The organism is Kribbella sp. HUAS MG21, from assembly GCF_040254265.1.
Taxonomy (GTDB): Bacteria; Actinomycetota; Actinomycetes; order Propionibacteriales; family Kribbellaceae; genus Kribbella.
Map to the genome: position 1 here is coordinate 6,596,750 of NZ_CP158165.1, position 21,063 is coordinate 6,617,812.

The 21,063-nt window shown below is 70.3% G+C and carries 19 protein-coding genes; 13 read left to right on the top strand and 6 right to left on the bottom strand.

Translation table 11 applies throughout. The annotated features are described in order from the left end of the window. Window positions 1-11: 11 nt before the first annotated feature. Window positions 12-1,031, top strand: a complete 1,020-nt coding sequence (locus ABN611_RS31830; protein ID WP_350275973.1) for a hypothetical protein — start codon at window positions 12-14, stop codon at window positions 1,029-1,031. A 125-nt stretch (window positions 1,032-1,156) separates the two neighbouring features. Further along, window positions 1,157-1,714 carry a Rieske (2Fe-2S) protein gene (locus tag ABN611_RS31835; RefSeq protein ID WP_350275974.1) on the top strand — a complete coding sequence of 186 codons (558 nt, stop codon included), beginning with the start codon at window positions 1,157-1,159 and terminating at the stop codon, window positions 1,712-1,714. Between the two features lie 67 nt (window positions 1,715-1,781). Here ABN611_RS31835 and ABN611_RS31840 read toward each other — a convergent pair whose 3' ends face one another. Then, a complete protein-coding gene (locus tag ABN611_RS31840; RefSeq protein WP_350275975.1) occupies window positions 1,782-3,011 on the bottom strand; it encodes a S8 family peptidase in 1,230 nt (409 codons plus the stop codon). Window positions 3,012-3,161: 150 nt separating this feature from the next. After that, entirely contained in the window at window positions 3,162-3,617 is a 456-nt protein-coding gene (locus tag ABN611_RS31845; protein ID WP_350275976.1) for a DUF6194 family protein, read from the bottom strand. 82 nt (window positions 3,618-3,699) lie between these two features. On the opposite strand from ABN611_RS31845, the gene uvrC reads away from it, so the two are divergent. Genes uvrC through yvcK form a run of 3 tightly spaced genes read left to right on the top strand, consistent with a single transcriptional unit; the run spans window position 3,700 to window position 7,550 of the window. Next, entirely contained in the window at window positions 3,700-5,739 is a 2,040-nt protein-coding gene (uvrC, locus tag ABN611_RS31850) for an excinuclease ABC subunit UvrC (protein WP_350275977.1), read from the top strand. A 6-nt stretch (window positions 5,740-5,745) separates the two neighbouring features. Further along, a complete protein-coding gene (gene rapZ / locus ABN611_RS31855; protein WP_167211138.1) occupies window positions 5,746-6,612 on the top strand; it encodes an RNase adapter RapZ in 867 nt (288 codons plus the stop codon). Beyond that, window positions 6,609-7,550, top strand: a complete 942-nt coding sequence (gene yvcK / locus ABN611_RS31860) for a uridine diphosphate-N-acetylglucosamine-binding protein YvcK (RefSeq protein WP_350275978.1) — start codon at window positions 6,609-6,611, stop codon at window positions 7,548-7,550. Before rapZ ends, yvcK begins: the two co-directional genes overlap by 4 nt. Window positions 7,551-7,554: 4 nt before the next feature. On the opposite strand, the gene ABN611_RS31865 is transcribed toward yvcK, so the two are convergent. Together ABN611_RS31865 and ABN611_RS31870 are read right to left on the bottom strand one after the other, a co-directional pair. Continuing rightward, window positions 7,555-8,994, bottom strand: a complete 1,440-nt coding sequence (locus ABN611_RS31865; protein ID WP_350275979.1) for a hypothetical protein — start codon at window positions 8,992-8,994, stop codon at window positions 7,555-7,557. Next, on the bottom strand, window positions 8,991-9,497 hold the full coding sequence (locus tag ABN611_RS31870) for a SigE family RNA polymerase sigma factor (RefSeq protein ID WP_350275980.1): 507 nt from the start codon (window positions 9,495-9,497) through the stop codon (window positions 8,991-8,993). Before ABN611_RS31870 ends, ABN611_RS31865 begins: the two co-directional genes overlap by 4 nt. Window positions 9,498-9,614: 117 nt before the next feature. On the opposite strand from ABN611_RS31870, the gene whiA reads away from it, so the two are divergent. Next, the gene (gene whiA, locus ABN611_RS31875; RefSeq protein ID WP_167211148.1) at window positions 9,615-10,598 is read left to right on the top strand and encodes a DNA-binding protein WhiA; all 984 of its coding nucleotides are present in this window, start codon (window positions 9,615-9,617) and stop codon (window positions 10,596-10,598) included. A 12-nt stretch (window positions 10,599-10,610) separates the two neighbouring features. On the opposite strand, the gene ABN611_RS31880 is transcribed toward whiA, so the two are convergent. Further along, window positions 10,611-11,378, bottom strand: coding sequence for a TSUP family transporter (locus tag ABN611_RS31880; RefSeq protein WP_350275981.1), 768 nt, complete (start codon window positions 11,376-11,378; stop codon window positions 10,611-10,613). Between the two features lie 117 nt (window positions 11,379-11,495). Between ABN611_RS31880 and ABN611_RS31885 the strand changes: the two genes are divergently transcribed. From ABN611_RS31885 to ABN611_RS31915, 7 genes are all read left to right on the top strand, one after another. Further along, a complete protein-coding gene (locus ABN611_RS31885; RefSeq protein ID WP_350275982.1) occupies window positions 11,496-14,282 on the top strand; it encodes a BTAD domain-containing putative transcriptional regulator in 2,787 nt (928 codons plus the stop codon). A gap of 196 nt (window positions 14,283-14,478) precedes the next feature. Then, the gene (gene gap, locus ABN611_RS31890; protein ID WP_350275983.1) at window positions 14,479-15,486 is read left to right on the top strand and encodes a type I glyceraldehyde-3-phosphate dehydrogenase; all 1,008 of its coding nucleotides are present in this window, start codon (window positions 14,479-14,481) and stop codon (window positions 15,484-15,486) included. Between the two features lie 81 nt (window positions 15,487-15,567). Next, entirely contained in the window at window positions 15,568-16,770 is a 1,203-nt protein-coding gene (locus tag ABN611_RS31895; RefSeq protein WP_350275984.1) for a phosphoglycerate kinase, read from the top strand. Window position 16,771: 1 nt separating this feature from the next. Then, window positions 16,772-17,590, top strand: coding sequence for a triose-phosphate isomerase (gene tpiA / locus ABN611_RS31900; RefSeq protein ID WP_350275985.1), 819 nt, complete (start codon window positions 16,772-16,774; stop codon window positions 17,588-17,590). Further along, entirely contained in the window at window positions 17,587-17,820 is a 234-nt protein-coding gene (gene secG, locus ABN611_RS31905; protein WP_350275986.1) for a preprotein translocase subunit SecG, read from the top strand. The genes tpiA and secG overlap by 4 nt, the downstream gene beginning before the upstream one ends. Before the next feature lie 16 nt (window positions 17,821-17,836). Further along, window positions 17,837-18,196 (top strand): RNA polymerase-binding protein RbpA, encoded by a 360-nt coding sequence (locus ABN611_RS31910; RefSeq protein WP_131296896.1) that lies wholly within the window; start codon window positions 17,837-17,839, stop codon window positions 18,194-18,196. 106 nt (window positions 18,197-18,302) lie between these two features. Beyond that, window positions 18,303-19,295 (top strand): SMP-30/gluconolactonase/LRE family protein, encoded by a 993-nt coding sequence (locus tag ABN611_RS31915; RefSeq protein ID WP_350275987.1) that lies wholly within the window; start codon window positions 18,303-18,305, stop codon window positions 19,293-19,295. On the opposite strand, the gene ABN611_RS31920 is transcribed toward ABN611_RS31915, so the two are convergent. Next, window positions 19,292-21,055 carry a BCCT family transporter gene (locus ABN611_RS31920; RefSeq protein WP_350275988.1) on the bottom strand — a complete coding sequence of 588 codons (1,764 nt, stop codon included), beginning with the start codon at window positions 21,053-21,055 and terminating at the stop codon, window positions 19,292-19,294. The genes ABN611_RS31915 and ABN611_RS31920 overlap by 4 nt on opposite strands. Window positions 21,056-21,063: the final 8 nt, after the last annotated feature.

Below are 21,063 nucleotides of genomic sequence, written 5' to 3' on the forward strand. Positions count from 1 at the left end.
GACCGGACGGAATGACTGATCCTGACTGGCAGAGCGACATGTTGCGCCGGATGTCGGCGGGACAGCCGCCCGCCGACGAGCCGGCCCACACCGACGACGCGCCACCCGCTCCCGCCCCGCCGCCCGCCCCGCCGGCCGCCCCGCCGGCCGCGCAGCCGGTCGCGCCTGCGCAACCGCCGTACCCAGCGCAGGCGTATCAGCAGTATCAGCAGCCACCGCCACCGCCCGGTCGCGATCGGCCCGCGGAGGACGACGGCGCCTCCGTGTTCGAGAGGCTCCGCCGGGTCGCTTCGGACGCGGCGTACGTGATCGGGGGATCGGGGCGCCTGCAGCGCGACGTGGAGCTGATCGCCACGTGCCGCCGGCCGATCGCGATCGCCCGACGGATCGGCGTGACGAGCCCGGTGATCGACGGCGGTACGTCGACCGTCACCGCGCTGCTGGCCACGATGCTGGCGGCTCAGCGTGCGGATCGGGTCGTCGCGGTCGATGTCGATCCGGCCGGTGCGGAGCTGTCGCGGCGACTGGAGCTGACCCTCGGCGCCGGTGCCATCGAGGGCGTCAGCCTGGTCCGCAGTGATCCGACGGTCTCGGCGCTCCGGTCGATGCTCGCCGCCGTGCAGAGCGAGGGGGCCCGCGACGTGGGGCTCGCGCTGGTGGACTGTCCGGGGACCATGTTCGACGAGATCGCCACCGAGATGGCGAACACCGGGCACTGCACGGTCCTCGTCGTACCGTCGGCGCAGCACATTGCGAGCCATTGCCTGCAGCAGCTCGACCAGCTGACGCCCGCGGGACAGGACGTGCTGCTCAGCCGCGGCGTCGTCGTGATCACGCTGGTCGAGAACGACGACCCGGACACGACCCGCTGGCTGGCCGACGCCTTCCGGCAGCGCGGCCTGGAGCCGGTCGTGCTGCCGTACGACCCGCACGTCGCCGGGGCCTGGCCGCTGCACTCGAGCGAACTCGAGACGGCGACCAGGCGCGCGGTCCTGGAACTCGCGGCCCGGGTAGTGGGGATCGTCAGCTGATTTCCAGGAAACCTTCAAACTGTGGTTCAAGCCGATCGGGTTGAACCGTTCCGCCGATCCAGTCGTTTGAGTCGGTGTATAGCGTTCAACTACTTCGACCAGCAGGCTCCTGGAGGTCCAGATTCATGAGCGATGACACGATGGCACCAGCCACCACCCCGCGGCAGGCCGAAGCGGCGGGAGCCGACGCGCTGCGCGACCGCAGGGCGGTACTGCGCTGCGCGGCGATGGTCGCGCTGGCGGGCGCCGGCGCCCCGATCCTCGCGGCCTGCGGTGGCGACGACTCCGCGGGCGGCGGCACCGGCGGCTCGAGTACGGCGCCGAGCACCGGGGCCTCCTCGTCCGCGCCGTCCTCGTCCGCCCCGTCCTCGAGCGCGCCGGCGTCCAGCGGCGGTACGGTGCTCGGCCCGACGTCCGACGTACCGGTCGGCGGCGGGAAGGTGTTCTCCGACGCCAAGGTGGTCGTGACGCAGCCGACCGCCGGTCAGTACAAGGGCTTCTCCGCGGTGTGCACGCACCAGGGCAACCCGATCGGGTCGGTCGAGGGCGGGCAGATCATCTGCCCGTTCCACAACAGCCACTTCAGCATCACCGACGGCAGCCCGGTCAGCGGGCCGGCGCAGACCGCGCTCCCGGCGGTGAACGTGAAGGTCGAGGGCAGCAACATCGTGCAGTCCGCCTGACGACGCGAGAAGGCCCGGCCGGAAACCGGCCGGGCCCTCAACTGGGTACGTCCCCAGCAGCGGAAGGTCAGGACTGGTCAGCGGCCCCGACGTACAGCAGCTTGTTCGGCGAACCCTCGCCCGGGTCGCCGACCTTGTCCGGCGTCGAGCCGGTGACCAGCGCCTGCGCGACATCGGCCGGGGTGGCCTCCGGGTGGTCGGCCAGGTAGAGCGCGACCCCGCCGGCGACGTGCGGCGACGCCATCGACGTACCGCTCATCTTCGCGGACGACTCCGGGTCGGTGATGCCGACCGAGGTGATGTCGACGCCCGGCGCGAACAGGTCGACGCACTTGCCGAAGTTCGAGAACTCCGCCCGCTTGTCCTGGTCGTCCGTGGCGCCGACGGTGATCGCCGAGGGCTCCCGCGACGGCGAGCCCTGGCATGCGTCCGCGCTGTCGTTGCCGGCAGCAACGGCGTACGTGATGCCGGCGTCGACGGACGCCTTGACCGCCGCGTCCAGCGCCTCGTCGGCGCCGCCGCCGAGGCTCATGTTCGCGACCGCCGGCTTCTTGGCGTTCTTGGTCACCCAGTCGATCCCGGCCACGACGGACTCGGTCGAGCCGGAGCCCTGGCAGTCGAGGACCCGGACACCGACCACCTTCGCGCCCTTCGCGAGGCCGTACGTCGTACCCGCGATGGTGCCCGCCACGTGGCTGCCGTGGCCCTGGCAGTCGACGCCGTTCTGTCCGTCGCCGACGGTGTCGGTGCCGACCGACGCGCGGTCGCCGAAGTCCTTGTGCGCGGCGTAGATGCCGGTGTCGATCACGTAGACGTTCACGTTCTCGGCGGTGGTCGACGCCTCGTACTTCTTGTCCAGCGGCAGCTCGCGCTGGTCGGCGCGGTCCAGGCCCCACGGCGGGTTGTCCTGGCTGACCGTGATCTTCTGGTTCTGCTGGACGAACGCGACCCGCGAGTCGCCGGCCAGCTTCTTCGCCTGCTCCTCGGTCATGCCGGCGGAGAAGCCCTTGATCGACGAGTCGAACTGCTTCTTCACCTCGACGTCGTAGCTGGTGGCCAGGCTCTGGGTCGCGACCCGGGTCTCGGCCCGCGACTTCCGGCCGTCGAGGACGACGATGTAGCTGCCGGGGATCGCGTTCGGGCTGCCGGCACCGCGGATCGAGACCGGAGCCTGCTGCGCGGCCTCACTGCCGGCCGCGGTAGCGGCGATGCCGGTGACGGCCAGCGCGGACGCAGCGACGGCACCCAAAAGAGAACGGCGCTGCACGGCGCGCGGTATCCGAAGGGAAGGGGACATGGGCGGATTCTCCCTCGAGTCAGCGCAAGGCCTTGTTGCCTCACGCAAAGGACCTGCACATCTACCCTGGGTCACACGCTAGGCAGTGCGCTCATCCCAGCCGGGGGTCAACTCAGCCTTATGGGCGAACCCGCAACACGACCGCAACCTTCAGCTGGTTTGGCGCGCCTGATGGTTGGAATACTTGCGGGCCGCGAACGCGTACGCCTCCTCGACCAACGGCAGCAGCTGGTCCAGACCGGTCGGGTTCACGATCGCCACCCAGTACTGCGAGGCGTAGAACGGGTGCGGCATCAAGGTGTCCCGGGCGGCGTAGTCGTAACCGGACGCGAGCACCCAGTCCGCGTCCCGCTCGGTCGGCACCGCCCCGAACAGGCTGGTGTACGTCGATTTGGTGAGTCCGAGGTTGAGCCGCCAGGACCCGGGCTCGTCGAGCCGCGACACCTGCTCGTAGTGGTCGCCGGTGACGATGGTCGCGAACGGCTGCTGCCGCTCCGGCGGGAGGTCGGCGGCGGGGTCGTACAGGTAGAAGAGATCGTCCTGGGCCTCGAGCACCCGGACGCCGTCGTACGCGCGGAACATCCGATCGAGTTCTTCGACAGTCATGCCTTCAAGTGTGTCATTGAACCTGCAGTAGAAACTTTGCGCGGATTCCGGATTTGTCGGCGTGGCGAACTAGGGTGGTTGGGTGGCTGATCCGTCCTCCTACCGTCCCGCTCCGGGATCGATCCCCGACTCGCCTGGTGTCTACCGCTTCAGCGACTCCGCCGGGCGGGTGATCTACGTCGGCAAGGCGAAGAACCTGCGCGCCCGGTTGTCGTCGTACTTCCAGGACCTGGTGAACCTGCACCCCCGGACCCAGGCGATGGTGACGACGGCGGCCAAGGTCGAGTGGACGGTGGTCGCCAGCGAGGTCGAGTCGCTGCAGCTGGAGTACTCCTGGATCAAGGAGTACGACCCGCGCTTCAACGTGAAGTACCGCGACGACAAGTCGTACCCCTGGCTCGCCATCACCCTCAACGAGGAGTATCCGCGGGTCATGGTCGGCCGCGGCCAGAAGAAGAAGGGCGTGCGGTACTTCGGTCCGTACAGCCACGCCTGGGCGATCCGCGAGACCGTGGACCTGCTGCTGCGGGTGTTCCCGATGCGCTCGTGCAGCAAGGGCGTCTTCAACCGGCACCGCCAGATCGGCCGGCCCTGCCTGCTCGGGTACATCGGGAAGTGCGCCGCGCCGTGCACCGGTCAGGTGTCGCAGGAGGAGCACCGGCAGATCGTCGACGACTTCGCCGCGTTCCTCTCCGGCCAGACCGCGACGTACGTGCGCCGGCTGCAGAAGGAGATGCAGGCCGCGGCCGCCGAGCTGGAGTACGAGCGGGCCGCGAAGATCCGCGACGACCTGGCCGCGCTGGAGAAGGCCCTGGCCAAGAACGCGGTCGTCCTCGGCGACGGCACCGACACCGACGTGATCGCGCTCAGCGAGGACCCGCTCGAGGTCGCCGTGCAGATCTTCTACGTCCGCGGCGGCCGGATCCGCGGTGAGCGCGGCTGGATCGCCGACAAGGCGGACGGTACGGCGACCACCGCCGACCTGGTCTCGCACTTCATCCAGCAGACGTACGCCGGCGACTCGGGCGACGCGATCCCGCGGGAGATCCTGGTCCCGACGATGCCGGACGACGCCGACGCGCTGACCGCCTGGCTGGAGGAGCTGCGCGGCGCGCGGGTCTCGATCCGGGTCCCGCAGCGCGGCGACAAGAAGGCGCTGATGGAGACCGTCGAGCGGAACGCGCTGCAGACGCTCACCATGCACAAGACCAAGCGGGCCAGCGACCTGACCACCCGCAACCAGGCGCTCGAGGAGATCCAGGCCGCGCTCGACCTGCCCGAGGCGCCGCTGCGGCTGGAGTGCTACGACGTCTCGAACCTGCAGGGCACCGAGGTGGTCGCCTCGATGGTGGTGTTCGAGGACGGCCTGCCGCGCAAGAGCGAGTACCGGCGGTTCGTGATCAAGGGCGTCGACGGGCAGAACGACGTCGCCTCGATCGCCGAGGTGCTGACCCGGCGCTTCAAGCGGCTCCTCGACGAGCGCGCCACGATGGCCGCCGACGAGGACCCGAACGGCGCGCTCATCGATCCCGAGACCGGGCGCGCGAAGAAGTTCTCGTACGCCCCGGGCCTGGTCGTGGTCGACGGTGGTCCGCCGCAGGTCGCGGCGGCCCGGCAGGCGATGGACGAGCTGGGGCTCGGCGACATCCCGGTCGTCGGCCTGGCGAAGCGGCTCGAGGAGGTGTGGGTGCCGGACGAGGAGGATCCGGTCATCTTCTCCCGGACGTCGGAAGGCCTTTACCTCCTGCAGCGGCTCCGCGACGAGGCGCACCGGTTCGCGATCACCCACCACCGCAACCGGCGGTCGAAGTCGATGGTCGAGAGCACCCTCGACGAGGTCCCGGGGCTGGGCGAGGTGCGGCGCAAGACGCTGCTGCGGCACTTCGGGTCGCTGAAGAAGCTCCGGGCCGCGACCGTCGACGAGGTGGCGGACCTGCCCGGTTTCGGGCCGCGACTCGCCGAGTCCGTCGTACTGGCGGTTAACGCTGCGGCAACGAAGGCGGAAAGCGGCCGGGCGCCGGCGATCAACATGGCCACGGGCGAGATACTGGGCGACGACGTCCCGGCGCCGGCCGGACAGCGGCCGGTGGAAGCGGCCGACGGGGACCCCAGGGAGAACTGAGAACTGATGGACGACACGGGCGGCAACCTGATCATCGTGTCCGGCATGTCGGGCGCGGGACGCAGCTCCGTCGCCGACGTACTGGAAGACCTCGGCTGGTTCGTGGTGGACAACCTGCCGCCGATGTTCCTGACCACCATCGTCGAGCAGGTCGTCGGGACCGGCGCGGCGCCGCGGCTCGCGGTCGTCGTCGATGTCCGGACCGGGCTGTTCTTCGACGAGCTGAGCTCGGCGATCCACGACCTGCGGCTGAAGGGCTACCGGCCGCTGACGCTGTTCCTGGAGGCGTCCGACGACGTGATCGTGCGCCGCCAGGAGAGCGTCCGCCGGCCGCACCCGCTGCAGGGCGAGGGCCGGCTGCTGGACGGGATCCAGCGCGAGCGCGAGCTGCTCGGCGACATCCGGGCCGGCGCCGACCTGGTGATCGACACCTCGAGCCTGAACATCCACCAGCTCGCCGCGAAGATCGTGAACGCCTTCGGCGACGAGGAGAACGCCGAGCTGCGCGCGACCGTGGTGTCGTTCGGGTTCAAGTACGGCATCCCGGTGGACGCCGACGTGGTCGCCGACATGCGGTTCATCCCGAACCCGTACTGGCAGCCCGACCTGCGCCCGATGACCGGGCAGGACCGGCCTGTGTCAGACTTCGTGCTCGGCCATCCGCTGGCCCAGCAGTTCCTGCAGAACTACGTGGACGTGCTGGACACCCTGCGGACCGGCTACCTGAACGAGGGCAAGCGCTTCGTCACCGTCGCGATCGGCTGCACCGGGGGTAAGCACCGCAGCGTCGCGATGGCCGAGGAGATCGCCCGCAGGCTGCGCGAGAAGGGGTCACCGACGTTGGTCGTCCACCGGGATCTGGGGCGTGAGTGAGGAGCGCGCCTAGGGTCGTCGCCCTGGGTGGGGGACACGGCCTGGCCGCTTCCCTGTCCGCTCTGCGCCATGTCACGGATCAGCTGACAGCGGTCGTCACGGTCGCAGACAACGGCGGTTCGTCGGGCCGGCTGCGGCAGGAGCTGGGCGTGTTGCCGCCGGGCGACCTGCGGATGGCGCTGGCCGCGCTGTGCCGTGACGACGAGTGGGGCCGCACCTGGGCCGACGTCCTCCAGCATCGTTTCCGCAGCGACGGCGAGCTGCACGACCACGCGGTCGGCAACCTGCTGATCGTCGCGTTGTGGGAGCTGCTCGGCGAGGCGGTCGACGGACTCGACTGGGTGGCCCGGCTGCTCGGCGCGCAGGGCCGGGTGCTGCCGATGTCCGCCGTACCGCTGGACATCACCGCGCGGGTGCTCGGCCTGGACCCGGCGCGTCCGGAGGGCATCACCGAGATCCGCGGCCAGGCCGAGGTGGCGACGACCGAGGGCCACGTGGTGGACGTCGCGCTCGACCCGGCCGACCCGCCGGCCTGTCCCGAGGCGCTGGTCGCCGTCGCGGAAGCCGACTGGGTCGTCGTCGGGCCGGGGTCGTGGTTCACCTCCGTGATCCCGAACCTGCTGGTCCCCGAGCTGTGCCGCGGCCTCGAGCAGACCAGCGCCCGGCGGCTGCTCACGCTGAACCTGGGGGAGCAGAAGGGCGAGACCGACGGCTTCTCGCCGGAGACGCACCTGGAGGTGCTGGGCGCGCACGCTCCGGACCTGCGGATCGACGTCGTGCTCGCCGACGCCGGCCACGTGCCCGACCCCGAGTCGCTCCGCCGTACGGCGCAGTCCCTCGGGGCCGAGCTGGTGATCGCCGACATCGCCGACGACGACCGCGAACTCCACCACGCCCCGGACAAGCTGGCGAAGGTCTACCGCGAGATCTTCCGCTAGGCCCTCAGTCGAAGTCGGCGTCGACGGTCTTCTTCTGGTCGTAGACCAGCTTGCCGCCGGCGTCGTACCCCCGGACGCGCACATCCTTCAGACCGGAGTTGCCGCCGGTCAGACCCCAGATGTAGTAGCCGTTCGAGATCAGCGCGCGCGTCGGTCCCTGCTGCGGGAGGTCGACGACGAGCTGCGCGACGCCGTCCGGCACCATCCCGAACTCGAAGGTGTCCGCGAACTTCCCGTTCGCCTGCACGGAACCCCGCGTGTAGTCGTACGCGCCCTTCGCCGTCTTCCCGAGCATGTGGCACCACGCGTACACCTTCCGGTCCGGCGAGATCAGTACGGCGGTCAGCTTGTCGCCGGTGCCCGTCTTCAGCGCGACCTTCCAGTCCTTGGTGACCGGCCCGGCTGCCTTGATCCGCGGGTCCTGCGCCGACGACCCGCCCTGGAAATAGATGTCGTCCACCTCTCGGCAGCGGGTCGTGACCTGCTCGTCGGTCAGCGGACTGACCGGCGGGGCAGGAACAAGCGCCTTCCCGGTCAGCGGATCCTTCGTCAGTACGGCGTTCGGCGCGACGGGCGCGGCCGTCTTGACCGTGACGTTGTCCGGCACGGTCGGCCTGGCACTCGGCTCCGCGGCCGGCTTGCTGACGAACTCCCAGACCTTCCTGCCCGAGGCGTCGTACGCTCGGACGCGTTGCAGCGGGGTCTGGCCGTTCCGGATCCCCGTGTAGCCGAGCGTGTAGAACCCGTCGGCGCCGACGAGCGCCTGACGCGGAAGGCTGTCGCCCTTGTACTCGACCAGCACGCGCGCGGCGCCGGGCACCGGGACCCACGCGCCGGCCGCGGCCGCCTGCGGCAGGTCCGTGGTGCTCTTGGGGGTCCGCTCGGTGGTGCTCAGCCGCCCGTTCGTGAACGGCTTCTGCGGGGCGTCCATCGTGCAGGTCGAGAGGATCGACTTGTCCGGCGAGAGGAACCCGGCGGACAGCAGCGATCGGTCACCGCTCTTGAACACGACCTTCCACTGCGGCGTGATCGGGCCGGCCTTGTCCCAGACGTTGGCCTTCTGCTCGCGCAGGAAGTCGACGTTCTCCTTGTCGTACTGCACGCACCGCTGGTACACCTCGGCGTCGGACAGCGGGCTGACCGGCGGCGGTGGCTGGATCGTCTTCCCGGTCTCGCCGTCGACGACGAGACCCGTCTTGGGGTCGATCGTGATCGTCGCCCCGGGTGGTCCGGCCGGTGCCGTGCTCTCGTCGCGGTTCGCGGACCAGGTCGCGACGCCGGCGATGATCACGCCGGTGGTGAGGACCGCGGTCGACACGGTGGCGAGCCGCCCGCGACGGACCGAGCGCCGGGCACGGACCAGCAGGTCGTCGACGTCGGTGGTCAGTGGCTGGTCGGTGTCGTCGGCGGCAGCAGCCAGCAGGCGTTCGAGGTCGGTGCTCATGACGCGCTCCTTTCGGTCTGGTCGAGGAGTTCCCGCAGCCGGGACAGGCCGCGGGAGGTCTGGCTCTTCACCCCGCCGGTGCCGATGCCGAGCGCGTCGGCGGTCTGCTCGAGGCTGAGGTCGGCGTAGTGCCGCAGTACGACGCAGGCTCGCTGACTGGGCGGCAGTGCGCCCAGTGCCTGGACGACGAGCATCCGGTCGTCGACGGCAGCACCTGGATCGGGCAACGGCCCAGGTGCTTCGTCGGTGTCGACGAGACGTTCGCGGCGCCAGGGCTTCCGGGACTGGTCGAACACCGCCGTCACCAGGCACTGGTGGGCGTACCCGTTGAGCCCCTGCGTACGGTCGATCCGGTGCCACCGCCGGTACACCTTCACCAGGGCGTCCTGCGCTGCGTCCTCCGCCCGGTGCCAGTCGCCGCACATCAGGTACGCCGTCCTGCGCAGCCGCCGGAGCGAGTTCGCCGCGAACTCGGTGAACTCGGCTTCGTCCGGTGCCTTCATGCCCCTCCTCTCGGAATGTTCGGGGAGGTAACGCGGTCAGCGCCTCGGAAGGTTGCAGCCGTAACTGTCGCAGCTGCCACCCGTTGGGTCTTTGACACGGGTGGGAGGATGCTCTCTATGGCGATGACAGCACAGGTGAAGTCCGAGCTGACCAGTATTCAGGTCACGAAACCCTGTTGCCGGAAGGCGGAGGTCTCGTCGATCCTGCGGTTCGCGGGCGGGCTGCACCTGGTGTCGGGGCGGATCGTCGTGGAGGCGGAGCTGGACAGCGGCGCCGCGGCGCGGCGGCTGCGGAAGGACATCGCCGAGATCTTCGGGCACCCGTCGGACGTGGTCGTGATTTCCCCTTCGGGCATCCGCAAGCAGACCAAGTACGTCGTACGCGTCGTCCGTGACGGTGACGCACTCGCGCGGCAGACCGGGCTGGTGGACAACCGCGGCCGTCCGGTCCGCGGCCTCCCGCCGGCGGTCGTTTCGGGGGCCTCGTGTGACGCGGTGGCGGCCTGGCGGGGTGCGTTCCTCGCGCACGGTTCGCTGACCGAGCCGGGGCGGTCGTCCTCGCTCGAGGTGACGTGCCCCGGGCCGGAGGCGGCGCTCGCGCTGGTCGGTGCGGCGCGGCGGCTCGGGATCGGCTCGAAGGCCCGCGAGGTGCGGAACGTGGACCGCGTGGTGATCCGGGACGGCGACGCGATCGGCGCGCTGCTCACCCGGCTCGGCGCGCACGAGTCGGTGCTGGCGTGGGAGGAGCGCCGGATGCGTCGCGAAGTACGGGCGACGGCGAACCGGCTCGCGAACTTCGACGACGCGAACCTGCGCCGTTCGGCCCGCGCCGCAGTGGCCGCCGGGGCCCGCGTCGAGCGCGCCCTGGAGATCCTCGGCGACGACGTACCGGACCACCTGCAGGTGGCGGGCAAGCTGCGCCTGGAGCACAAGCAGGCCAGCCTCGAGGAGCTCGGCCAGCTGCACGAGCCGGCGCTGACCAAGGACGCCGTCGCCGGCCGGATCCGGCGCCTGCTCGCGATGGCCGACAAGCGCGCCGCCGACCTCGGCATCCCGAACACCGAGGCGAACCTGACCCCGGAGATGCTCGACCCGGCCTGACCCGGTCGCGGCTCAGACGAGTTCTTCGAGTCCGAGCTTCAGCAGCAGCAGGCTCACGACGATCACCAGGACCGTACGGACGAACGGCGAGCCGCGCCGGAGCGCCTGCCCGGCTCCGAGCCGGCTGCCGAGCATGTTGCAGGCCGCCATCCCGAGTCCGAGCAGCCAGAGCACCTGGCCGTGCCAGGCGAACACCAGCAGGGCGCCGAGGTTCGAGCCGAGGTTCACGATCTTGGAGGTCGCCGAGCCGCGGGTGAAGTCGATGCCGAGCAGGGTGGTCAGCGCGACCACCATCATCGTCCCGGTGCCCGGACCGACGAGCCCGTTGTAGAACGGCAGCGCCACCCCGGTGACCGCGACGACGGCGGCGATCCGGCCGCGGGTCGGCACCGCGCGACTCGGGGTGAGGCCGAGCCCCGGCCGCGCGACCACCAGCGCGAGAACGGCGACGAGCGCGGTCGCCACGACGGGTCGCAGTACCTGTGACGGAAGCGTTCCGGCGGCCGCGGCGCCGACGCCCGACAGCACCACGGCCGGGACTCCGCTGACCAGTGCGAGCCGTACGTCGACCTTGGTCCGCCGGGCGAAGGTGACTGCCGCGCACGTCGTACCGGCGATGGACGACAGCTTGTCCGTGGCGAGCAGGGACACCGCCGGCGTCCCGGGCATCACCAGCATCAGCACGGGCAGCTGCACCAGCCCGCCGCCACCCACGACGGCATCGAACCAGCCGGCCACGGCTGCCGCGATGAGCAGCAGCGCGATGATCTCGATCTCCATCGTGCGTTCCCCCGGGACGGTCGGGCGGCGCCGCGCGGCAGCCACCTCTGCCCAGGACTGTGACGGACAAGCGTTGGGTCGGCGTTGGCCCGGCGGTGAGACAGGATGGGTCGCACTGTGGACAGACCGACGACGCGGTTCGGCGTACTGGGGCCGATCGAGGTGTACGACGCCGGGCGCACCCAGGTGGTCAGCGCGGAGATCCGCAGGACCTTGCTCGCCGTTCTGCTCAGTCGGGCAGGCTCGGTCGTGCCTCGCGACGTCCTGGTTGGAGCGGCTTGGCGGGACGTACTGCCGACACCGGCGACCGTGCGCTGGCACATCCACCAGCTGCGCCGGTTGCTCGGCGACGGCGACCGGTTGACCAGTACGCCGGACGGCTATCTGCTCCAGGTCGACGCCGAGGCGGTGGACGCGAGCCGGTTCGAGCTGCTGCTGGCCCGCGGACGTGACCTGGCCGGCGATCCGGCGGCGGCCGCGGCCGTGCTCACCGAGGCTCTCGCGCTGTGGCGTGGATCGGCGTACGAAGGTCTCACCGACGTCGAGCTGCTCCGGGACGAGGCCGGCCGGCTCGGCGAGGAACGACTGGCGGCACTAGAACTCCGGATCGAGGCCGAGTTGACGCTCGGCCGGTCGACCGCACTGGTCGCCGAGCTGACCGCGCTGGTGGCCGAAAGCCCTTTGCACGAAGGGTTTCGCGCTCAACTCATGCTCGCCCTGTACCGCAGCGGCCGCAGCGCCGACGCGCTGTCGGTGTACCGGTCCGGGAAGGCGCTGATCGCCGAGGAGCTCGGACTCGACCCTGGGGAGCGGCTGCGGAAACTCGAACACGCCATCCTGGTCGGCGACCCGGCACTCGCACCGGCCGACGGGATCCGGGTGCTGCCGGCACCGGCCGAGCTCCCGCCCGATCCGCCCGCCCTCGCCGGCCGGTCCGCGGAACTCGACCGCATGCGGGCCTTGCTGGACGCGGGTTCGCCGGTCATCGCGATTCACGGCCAGGGCGGCGTCGGCAAGTCGGCGTTGGCGATCAAGCTCGCGCACCGGGTCCGCGACGCGTTCCCGGACGGCCAGTTGTACGTCGACCTGCACGGAGCGACGCCCGGTTCGCACCCGCTCGCACCCGTCGACGTCCTGCGCCGGTTCCTGCGCTCGCTCGGTCTGTCCGACGACCAGGTGCCGGGCGACCTGGACGAGGCGGCCGCCCGGTTCCGGTCCGCGACTGCCGGTCGACGGATGCTGATCGTGCTCGACGACGCCGTCGATGCGGCCCAGGTGCGACGCCTGACGCCGGGCGACCGGGGGAGCGTCGTCCTGGTGACCAGCCGAATGGCCATGGCGAGCCTGGACGGTGCCACTCAGGTGCACCTCGACGCGCTGGCCGAGGGCGACGCCCTCACAGTTCTGGCCGGCCTCGCCGGTCCCGGCCGGATCGCCGCTGAGCCGGAGGCCGCGGCCGAGGTGGTCAGGCTGTGCGGCCGGCTGCCTCTGGCGCTGCGGATCGCCGCCGCCCGTCTTGCCGCCCGACCGGATTGGCGGATCTCGGAGCTGGCCGATCGGCTGGCCGGCGACCGTCGGCTGGACGAGCTGCACGACGCGGACCTGTCGGTGCGGGCAAGTATCAGCGTCGGCCGGCAGAGCCTCGGCCCGGACATCGTCGGCCGGCTGGCGGACCGCATCCTCTACACCCTGCCCGTCCTCGACCTGCCCGACGTCGACGATCACGTCGTCGGTGCACTGGTCGACGCTCAGCCGGCTGACGTACGAGCCGGCCTCGACCGCCTGGTCGTGGCCCGACTGGTCGAAGTACGAGCGACCGGCCGCTACGGCATGCACGATCTGGTCCGGCTGTACGCAACCGAGGTGGCAGCGCGGCAGCTGCCGCGAGCGGAAGTGCCTGCCGCGGTACGTCGTGTCGGCCACGCCTATCTCGCGACGATGAGGGCGACGGCGACGCTGATCGGCTCGGTCAGTGCGAGACCATGGCTGACCTCCGGCGTGACCGAGCCGGCCTGGGCTCCGGTCGCACTCGCGGATCTCGGGCAGGCGACGGCCTGGATCGACGCCGAGCGCGAGAACCTGGTAACCGTCGCAGCGGCCGTCGACGAACCCGCCGTGGTCATCGCTCTGGCGGCCGCGGCCCAGCAGCCGTTCTCGAGCCGAGGATGGCACACCGAAGCGCAGCGCCTGGGCCGGATCGCCATGGACACCGCGCGGCGCGTGACGGAGCCGAGACTGGTCGCGACCGCGCAGTACACGCTGGGCACGGCGCTGATCGCGACCACGCCGGCCGCCGCGATCGAACCCCTGCAGGCGGCAGGAGATCTGTTCGCGACCGTGGACGATGCGCTGCGGGAGGCGGCCACGCGCACATCCCTGGCGCACGCCCTGGTGATGAACGGGAGGGCGGCGGACGCAGAACACGAGCTGCTGCGGGCGATCGACCTCGACCGTTCGGCCGGCGCCGGCGAGCCCGAAGCCTTCACGCTGACCAACCTCGGCATCGTTCTGCACCATCTGGGCCGGGACGACGAGGCGCGGCGCCGGCACGAGGAGGCCCTGGAGTTGCGGCGCCGGCTCGGCGACAACCGCGGCATGGGGATCTCACTGGCCAACCTCGGCCAGCTCGCCCTGGCCGGTGATCAACCGGACCGCGCTGTCGAGCTCCTCACGAGCTGCCTCGACCTGCTGGCCGACTGGCCGAACCGGCTCGGCTTCGGGCGTTTGCAATGGGACCTCGGTACGGCGTACCAGCGGCTCGGGCAGCACGATCGGGCGGCGGCGCAGCGCGAGCGATCGTTGACGGTGCTGGCCGAGCACGGCCTGCTCACGACTGCGCAGGTGAGCGCGCTGCTGGCCGAAGCCGACCCGGCCATGCCGGCTCCGTACCGGCGCTTCGCCTGACCTTTCGGGGACGCCGGTTTTCCGGAGAGATCCTTCGGAAAACCGGCGTTCGGCGTACCAGCAAGTGGTCTGGTCTGCAGCCGTGAAAAAGTACCGGTGGTCTCATCTGGACGCTACCAGTTGACCGAGTGGGCTGTTGGGCTAGTGTTCGGGCTGTAGCGGCAGTGCAAAGCCAGTTCAGAGGAGACGTAGTCCCGTGACCGTACGCGTAGGTATCAACGGCTTCGGCCGCATCGGCCGTAACTTCTTCCGCGCCGTGCAGGCGTCCGGTGCCGACATCGAGGTCGTCGCCGTCAACGACCTGACCGACAATGAGACTCTTGCTCACCTGCTGAAGTACGACTCGATCCTGGGCCGCTTCCCGGGTGAGGTCTCCGCGACCGAGGACGACATCACCGTCGCCGGTCACGCGATCAAGGCGTTCGCCGAGCGCGACCCGGCCAACCTCAAGTGGTCCGACGTCGGCGCCGACGTGGTGATCGAGTCCACCGGCTTCTTCACCGACGCCACCAAGGCCAAGACGCACGCCGACAACGGCGCCAAGAAGGTCATCATCTCCGCCCCGGCGAAGAACGAGGACCTCACCGTGGTGATGGGCGTGAACCACGAGCAGTACGACGCCGAGAAGCACACCGTGATCTCGAACGCGTCCTGCACCACGAACTGCATCGCCCCGCTGGCCAAGGTCCTGCACGACGCGTTCACGATCGAGAAGGGTCTGATGACCACGATCCACGCGTACACCCAGGACCAGAACCTGCAGGACGGCCCGCACAAGGACCTGCGTCGCGCCCGGGCCGCCGCGCTGAACATCGTCCCGACCTCGACCGGCGCCGCGAAGGCGATCGGCCTGGTGCTGCCGGAGCTGAAGGGCAAGCTGGACGGGTACGCGCTGCGCGTCCCGACGCCGACCGGTTCGGCCACCGACCTGACCGTCGAGGTCGGCCGCGAGGTCACCGTCGACGAGGTCAAGGCGGCGTACAAGGCGGCCGCCGAGGAAGGCGCCCTGAAGGGGTACCTGACCTACACCGAGGACGAGATCGTCTCCACCGACATCGTCACCGACCCGGCGTCCTGCATCTTCGACGCGGGCCTGACCAAGGTGATCGGCAACCAGGTCAAGGTCGTCGGCTGGTACGACAACGAGTGGGGCTACTCGAACCGGCTCGTCGACCTGGTCAAGCACGTCGGCGCGTCGCTCTGACCGAGTTCTGACGACCCACCTGCTTTGCGTCCGGAGAGTCCTCTCCGGACGCAAAGCTCGTTCACCCGAGGAAGCTGAACTGTGAAGACCATCGAAGATCTCGGCGACCTGGCGGGCCTGCGGGTGCTGGTCCGGTCCGACCTGAACGTGCCGATCAAGGACGAGGTGATCGGCGACGACGGCCGGATCCGCGCCTCGCTGCCGACGCTGACCAAGCTCGCCAAGGCCGGCGCGAAGGTGATCGTCACCGCGCACCTCGGCCGCCCGAAGGGCGAGCCGAAGCCGGAGTTCACCCTGGCCCCGGTGGCGAAGCGGCTCGGCGAGCTGCTGCAGCCGGAGGGCATCACCGTGCACTTCGCCGGCGACGTCACCGGCGACGCCGCGCAGTCCGCCGTACAGGATCTCGACGAGGGCGAGGTCCTGCTGCTGGAGAACGTGCGCTACGACCCGCGCGAGGAGAGCAAGGACGAGGCCCAGCGTGCGGCGCTCGCCGACGAGCTCGCGGCGCTGGCCGACGTGTTCGTCAGCGACGGCTTCGGTGTCGTGCACCGCAAGCAGGCGAGCGTGTACGACGTCGCGCGCAAGCTCCCGCACGCGGCCGGCGGCCTGGTGCTCGCCGAGGTCGACGTGCTGAAGAAGCTCACCGAGGACCCGGCCCGGCCGTACGTCGTCGTGCTCGGCGGCGCGAAGGTGTCGGACAAGCTCGCGGTGATCGACAACCTGATCGCCAAGGCCGACAAGCTGCTGATCGGCGGCGGCATGGTCTTCACCTTCCTCAAGGCGCAGGGCCACGAGGTCGGCAAGAGCCTGCTCGAGGAGGACCAGTTGGACACGGTCCGGGGCTACCTGGAGACCGCGAGGTCCAAGGGCGTCGAGATCGTGCTGCCGACCGACATCGTGGTCGCGCCCGAGTTCAAGGCCGACGCCCCGGCGACCGTGGTCGCCGCGGACGCGATGCCCGCCGACCAGCTCGGGCTGGACATCGGTCCGGAGTCCGGCAAGGCGTTCGCCGCCGAGGTCGCCGCCGCGAAGACCGTGTTCTGGAACGGCCCGATGGGCGTCTTCGAGATGGCGGCGTTCGCCGGCGGAACCAAGGCCGTCGCGCAGGCGTTGACCGAGGTGGACGGCCTGAGTGTCGTCGGCGGCGGTGACTCCGCGGCCGCCGTACGCCAGCTAGGCTTCGCCGACGACGCCTTCGGCCACATCTCCACCGGTGGCGGCGCGTCGCTCGAATACCTGGAGGGCAAGGAGCTCCCGGGTCTCGCGGTACTGGAAGAGGACTGAGATGGCTTCGGCTGACAACACAGCTGCCCGTACGCCGTTGATGGCGGGCAACTGGAAGATGAACCTCAATCACGTCGAGGCCGTGCACCTGCTGCAGAAGCTGTCGTGGACGCTGCAGGACAAGAAGCACGACTTCGAGCGGGTCGAGGTGGCGGTGCTGCCGCCGTTCACCGACATCCGCAGCGTGCAGACGCTGGTCGACGGTGACCGGATGAAGATCAAGTACGGCGCGCAGGACGTGTCCACGCACGACGCGGGCGCGTACACCGGCGAGATCTCGGCGTCGATGCTCACCAAGCTCGGCTGCACGTTCGTGCTGACCGGGCACTCCGAGCGCCGGCAGTACCACAACGAGACCGACGAGCTCGTCAACGCCAAGACCGCGAAGGCGCTCGAGGCCGGGCTGACGCCGATCATGTGCGTCGGCGAGGGCCTGGAGATCCGCAAGGCCGGCGAGCAGGTGCCGTACACGCTGGCGCAGGTGGACGCCGGGCTGGCCGGGCTGAAGCAGGACGACGTCCGCAAGGTCGTGATCGCGTACGAGCCGGTCTGGGCGATCGGCACCGGCGAGGTGGCGACGCCGGAGGACGCGCAGGAGGTGATCGCCGCGATCCGGGGCCGGATCGAGGAGACGGTCTCACCCTCGGTCGCCGACTCGGTACGGATTCTTTACGGTGGATCGGTGAAGATGGCCAGTGCAGGTGGCATCATGGCCCAACCGGATGTCGACGGCTGCCTCGTCGGGGGCGCGAGCCTCCAGGTGGAAGAGTTCGCCGGCATCTGCCGTTACCTGGACCTTCAGTTAGGCTACTCCTCGTGATTCTCGCTTTCTCGATCATCGTGATCGTCTGCAGCCTGTTCCTGACGCTGCTGGTGCTGCTGCACAAAGGCCGTGGTGGCGGTCTGTCCGACCTGTTCGGCGGCGGTGTGTCGTCCAACCTGGGCGGCTCCTCGGTCGCCGAGCGGAACCTGGACCGGATCACGATCGGCGTCGGTCTGATCTGGTTCGCCGCCATCGTGGCGCTCGGCCTGCTGTACAAGCTCGGCTGAGGGGGAGTCGGTTCCCATGGCTGGTGGTGGCAGTGCGATTCGTGGCAGCCGGGTGGGTGCCGGGCCGATGGGCGAGGCGGAGCGCGGCGACACCGCGCCCCGGCAGCGCATCGTGTTCTTCTGTGCGAACGGGCACGAGACCGCGACCTGGTTCGCGGTCGAGGCGGCCATCCCGGAGGAGTGGGACTGTCCGCGGTGCGGTCTGCCGACCAGCACCGATGTGAACAACCCGCCTCCGCCGCCGAAGATCGAGCCCTACAAGACCCACCTGGCCTACGTGAAGGAGCGCCGCTCCGAGCAGGAGGCCCAGGAGATCCTGGACGAGGCGCTCGAGAAGTTGCGGGCGCGGCGCGCCCGCGGCGAGGTCATCTTCTAGCAGTACTCCGGACAGCCCGGACCGATCCCCATCGGCCCGGGCTGTCCGCGTTTCGGGGCCCTGTACCGGTTGTGGTCGCCCGTGTGCAGCGCGCTAGGGTCGGGGCATGAAGTCGTCGATCGCGCCCGTCCGCTGGACCCCGCCGCCCGCGCCGCCGGCGCGAACGCCGACCGGGATCGAGGTGCGGGTCGTCGCGCTGCCGGGCGCCGGCCCCGAGGACACGCTGATCGACAGCGACGGCAGCGTCCTCACCGGCCTGTACGACGGCCGCATCCTGCGTGTCAGCGCCGACGGCCGGACGATCAGCACGCTCGCGGACACCGGCGGCCGGCCGCTCGGCCTGGAGTGGCTGCCGGACGGCAAGGTGCTGATCTGCGACGCGAACCGCGGCCTGCTGACGCTCGACCCAAGTCCTGGCACCGACAACCGCGTCACGACCCTGCTCGCGGAGATCGACGGCCGTCCGATGCGGTTCTGCAACAACGCCGACGTCACCGAGGACGGCACGATCTACTTCACCGACTCGTCCACCCGGTTCGGGATCGACGAGTGGATGGCCGACCTGCTCGAGCACTCCACGACCGGCAGCGTGTACCGGCGCACCCCGGACGGCGAGGTGACGCGGCTCGCGACCGGTCGCGGCTTCCCGAACGGCGTGGCGCTGAGCAGCGACCAGCGAACGCTCTTCTGGGCCGAGACCGCGACGTACGGGCTCTACAAACTTGACCTCACCACCGAGGGCGCCGAGCCGGTGCTGCTCGCGGAGGTCCCGGGCCTGCCGGACAACATCGCCCGCGGCTCGGACGGCCTGATCTGGGTGGCCGTCGGCTCGCCGCGGAATGCCGTACTCGATCTGCTGCTGCCGAAGCACCCGGCACTGCGCAAGGCCGTCTGGGCGCTGCCGGACGCGCTGAAGCCGAAGGCCGCGGACATCATCGAGATCCAGGCGTACGACGAGACGGGCGAGCTCGTGCACGACCTGCGCGCCAAGCACCCGGACTTCCACATGCCGACCGGCGTCCGGGAACGCGACGGGAAGGTGTGGCTAGGGAGCATCGGGACGAGCTCCCTGGCCACCTTCCCGACTCCCGTCCGCTAAGGCTTCAGCGGCGGGACCACGTCCTGCGGCTGCGGTGATTCCGGGACCTGCGTCCCGGTGTCGTGCCCATTGCCGGACACCACCAGCGCGAAGTCGTCACCGTGCTGGGTGACGCCCTCGATGACCGCCGCCTCGACCGCCTCCGAGCCGATCTCGCGACGCAACATCAAGGGATCCGTCCGCAGGTCCTTCGCCAGCGAGACCGCGAGCCCGACCATCACGAGAGCGAACGGCAGGGCCGCCACGATCGTGAGATTCTGCAGGCCCTTCAAGGCGTCCGCACCGCCGCCGCCCGCGAGCAGCATCACCGCGGCCACCGCACCGGTCAGCACACCCCAGAAGACGACCAGGGGCTTCTTCGGCTCGATCGCGCCGCGCTCCGACAGCGTGCCCATCACGATCGAGGCCGCGTCCGCGCCGGACACGAAGAAGATCGCGACCAGCACCACGACGATCACCGTGGTCACCGCGGCGAGCGGGAGCTGGTCGAGCACGCCGAACAGCTGGCCCTCGGTGGTCGACGCGCCGGCGATGTCGGTGCCGCCGCGCTGGATGTCGATCGCCGTACCGCCGAAGATGCAGAACCACAGCAGGCTGACCAGCGACGGCACCAGCAGGACGCCGGTGACGAACTGCCGGATCGTCCGGCCGCGGCTGATCCGCGCGATGAACATGCCGACGAACGGCGTCCACGAGATCCACCACGCCCAGTAGAAGACCGTCCAGCCGGACAGCCACGTCGACATCGCGTCGCCGCCGCTCGCCTCGGTGCGCGCCGCCATGTCGGCGAGGTCGCGGAAGTAGTCGCCGATCGCGGTCGGGACCAGGTTGAGGATCAGCACGGTCGGTCCGACGACGAACACGAACAGGGCCAGTACGACGGCCAGCACCATGTTGATGTTGGACAGCCACTGGATGCCCTTGGCAACGCCGGACACGGCCGACGCGACGAACGCGGCGGTGAGGACGGCGATCACGCCGACCATCACACCGTTGCCGGTCTTGCCGAGCCAGCCGAGGATCTGGACACCGGAGCCGATCTGCAGGGCGCCGAGCCCGAGCGACGCGGCGGAGCCGAACAGCGTCGCGAAGATCGCGAGCCCGTCGATCACCTTGCCGATCGGTCCTTCGGTCCGGCGGCCGAGCAGTGGCGCGAAGGCCGAGCTGAACAGCTGCGAGCGCCCGCGCCGGAACGTGCCGTACGCGATCGCGATGCCGACCACCGCGTAGATCGCCCACGGGTGCAGCGTCCAGTGGAACAGCGTCGTCGCCATCGCGGTCTCGAGCGCGTCCGGCGTACCGGTCCCGACGGTCCCGGGCGGGGGTTTGACGAAGTGCGTGAGCGGCTCGCTGACGCCGAAGAACATCAGGCCGATGCCCATGCCGGCGCTGAACATCATCGCCACCCAGGACACGGTCCGGAACTCGGGTTCCTCGTCGTCGCGGCCGAGCGGGATCCGTCCGTAGCGGCCGGCCGCGAGCCAGATCACGTAGACGACGAAACCGGAGGCCAGCAGCACGAAGAGCCAGCCGGTGTTCTGTTCGACCCAGCCGAGGGCCGAGGTGGACGCCGTCCCGAGACCGGCGGCGTCGATGATGCCCCAGGCGACGAACGCCAGGGCGACGACCGCGGTGACACCGAAGGTGACGCGGTCGAGTCCGGAGCCGTGACTTCGGCTGCCGGGTGGGGGTGGGGTCGCAATCGCGGGATGTGGTGCGTTGTCGGGGGTGTCTGCCTGGCTGTCGATATCGATGGCCACAGGTAAGT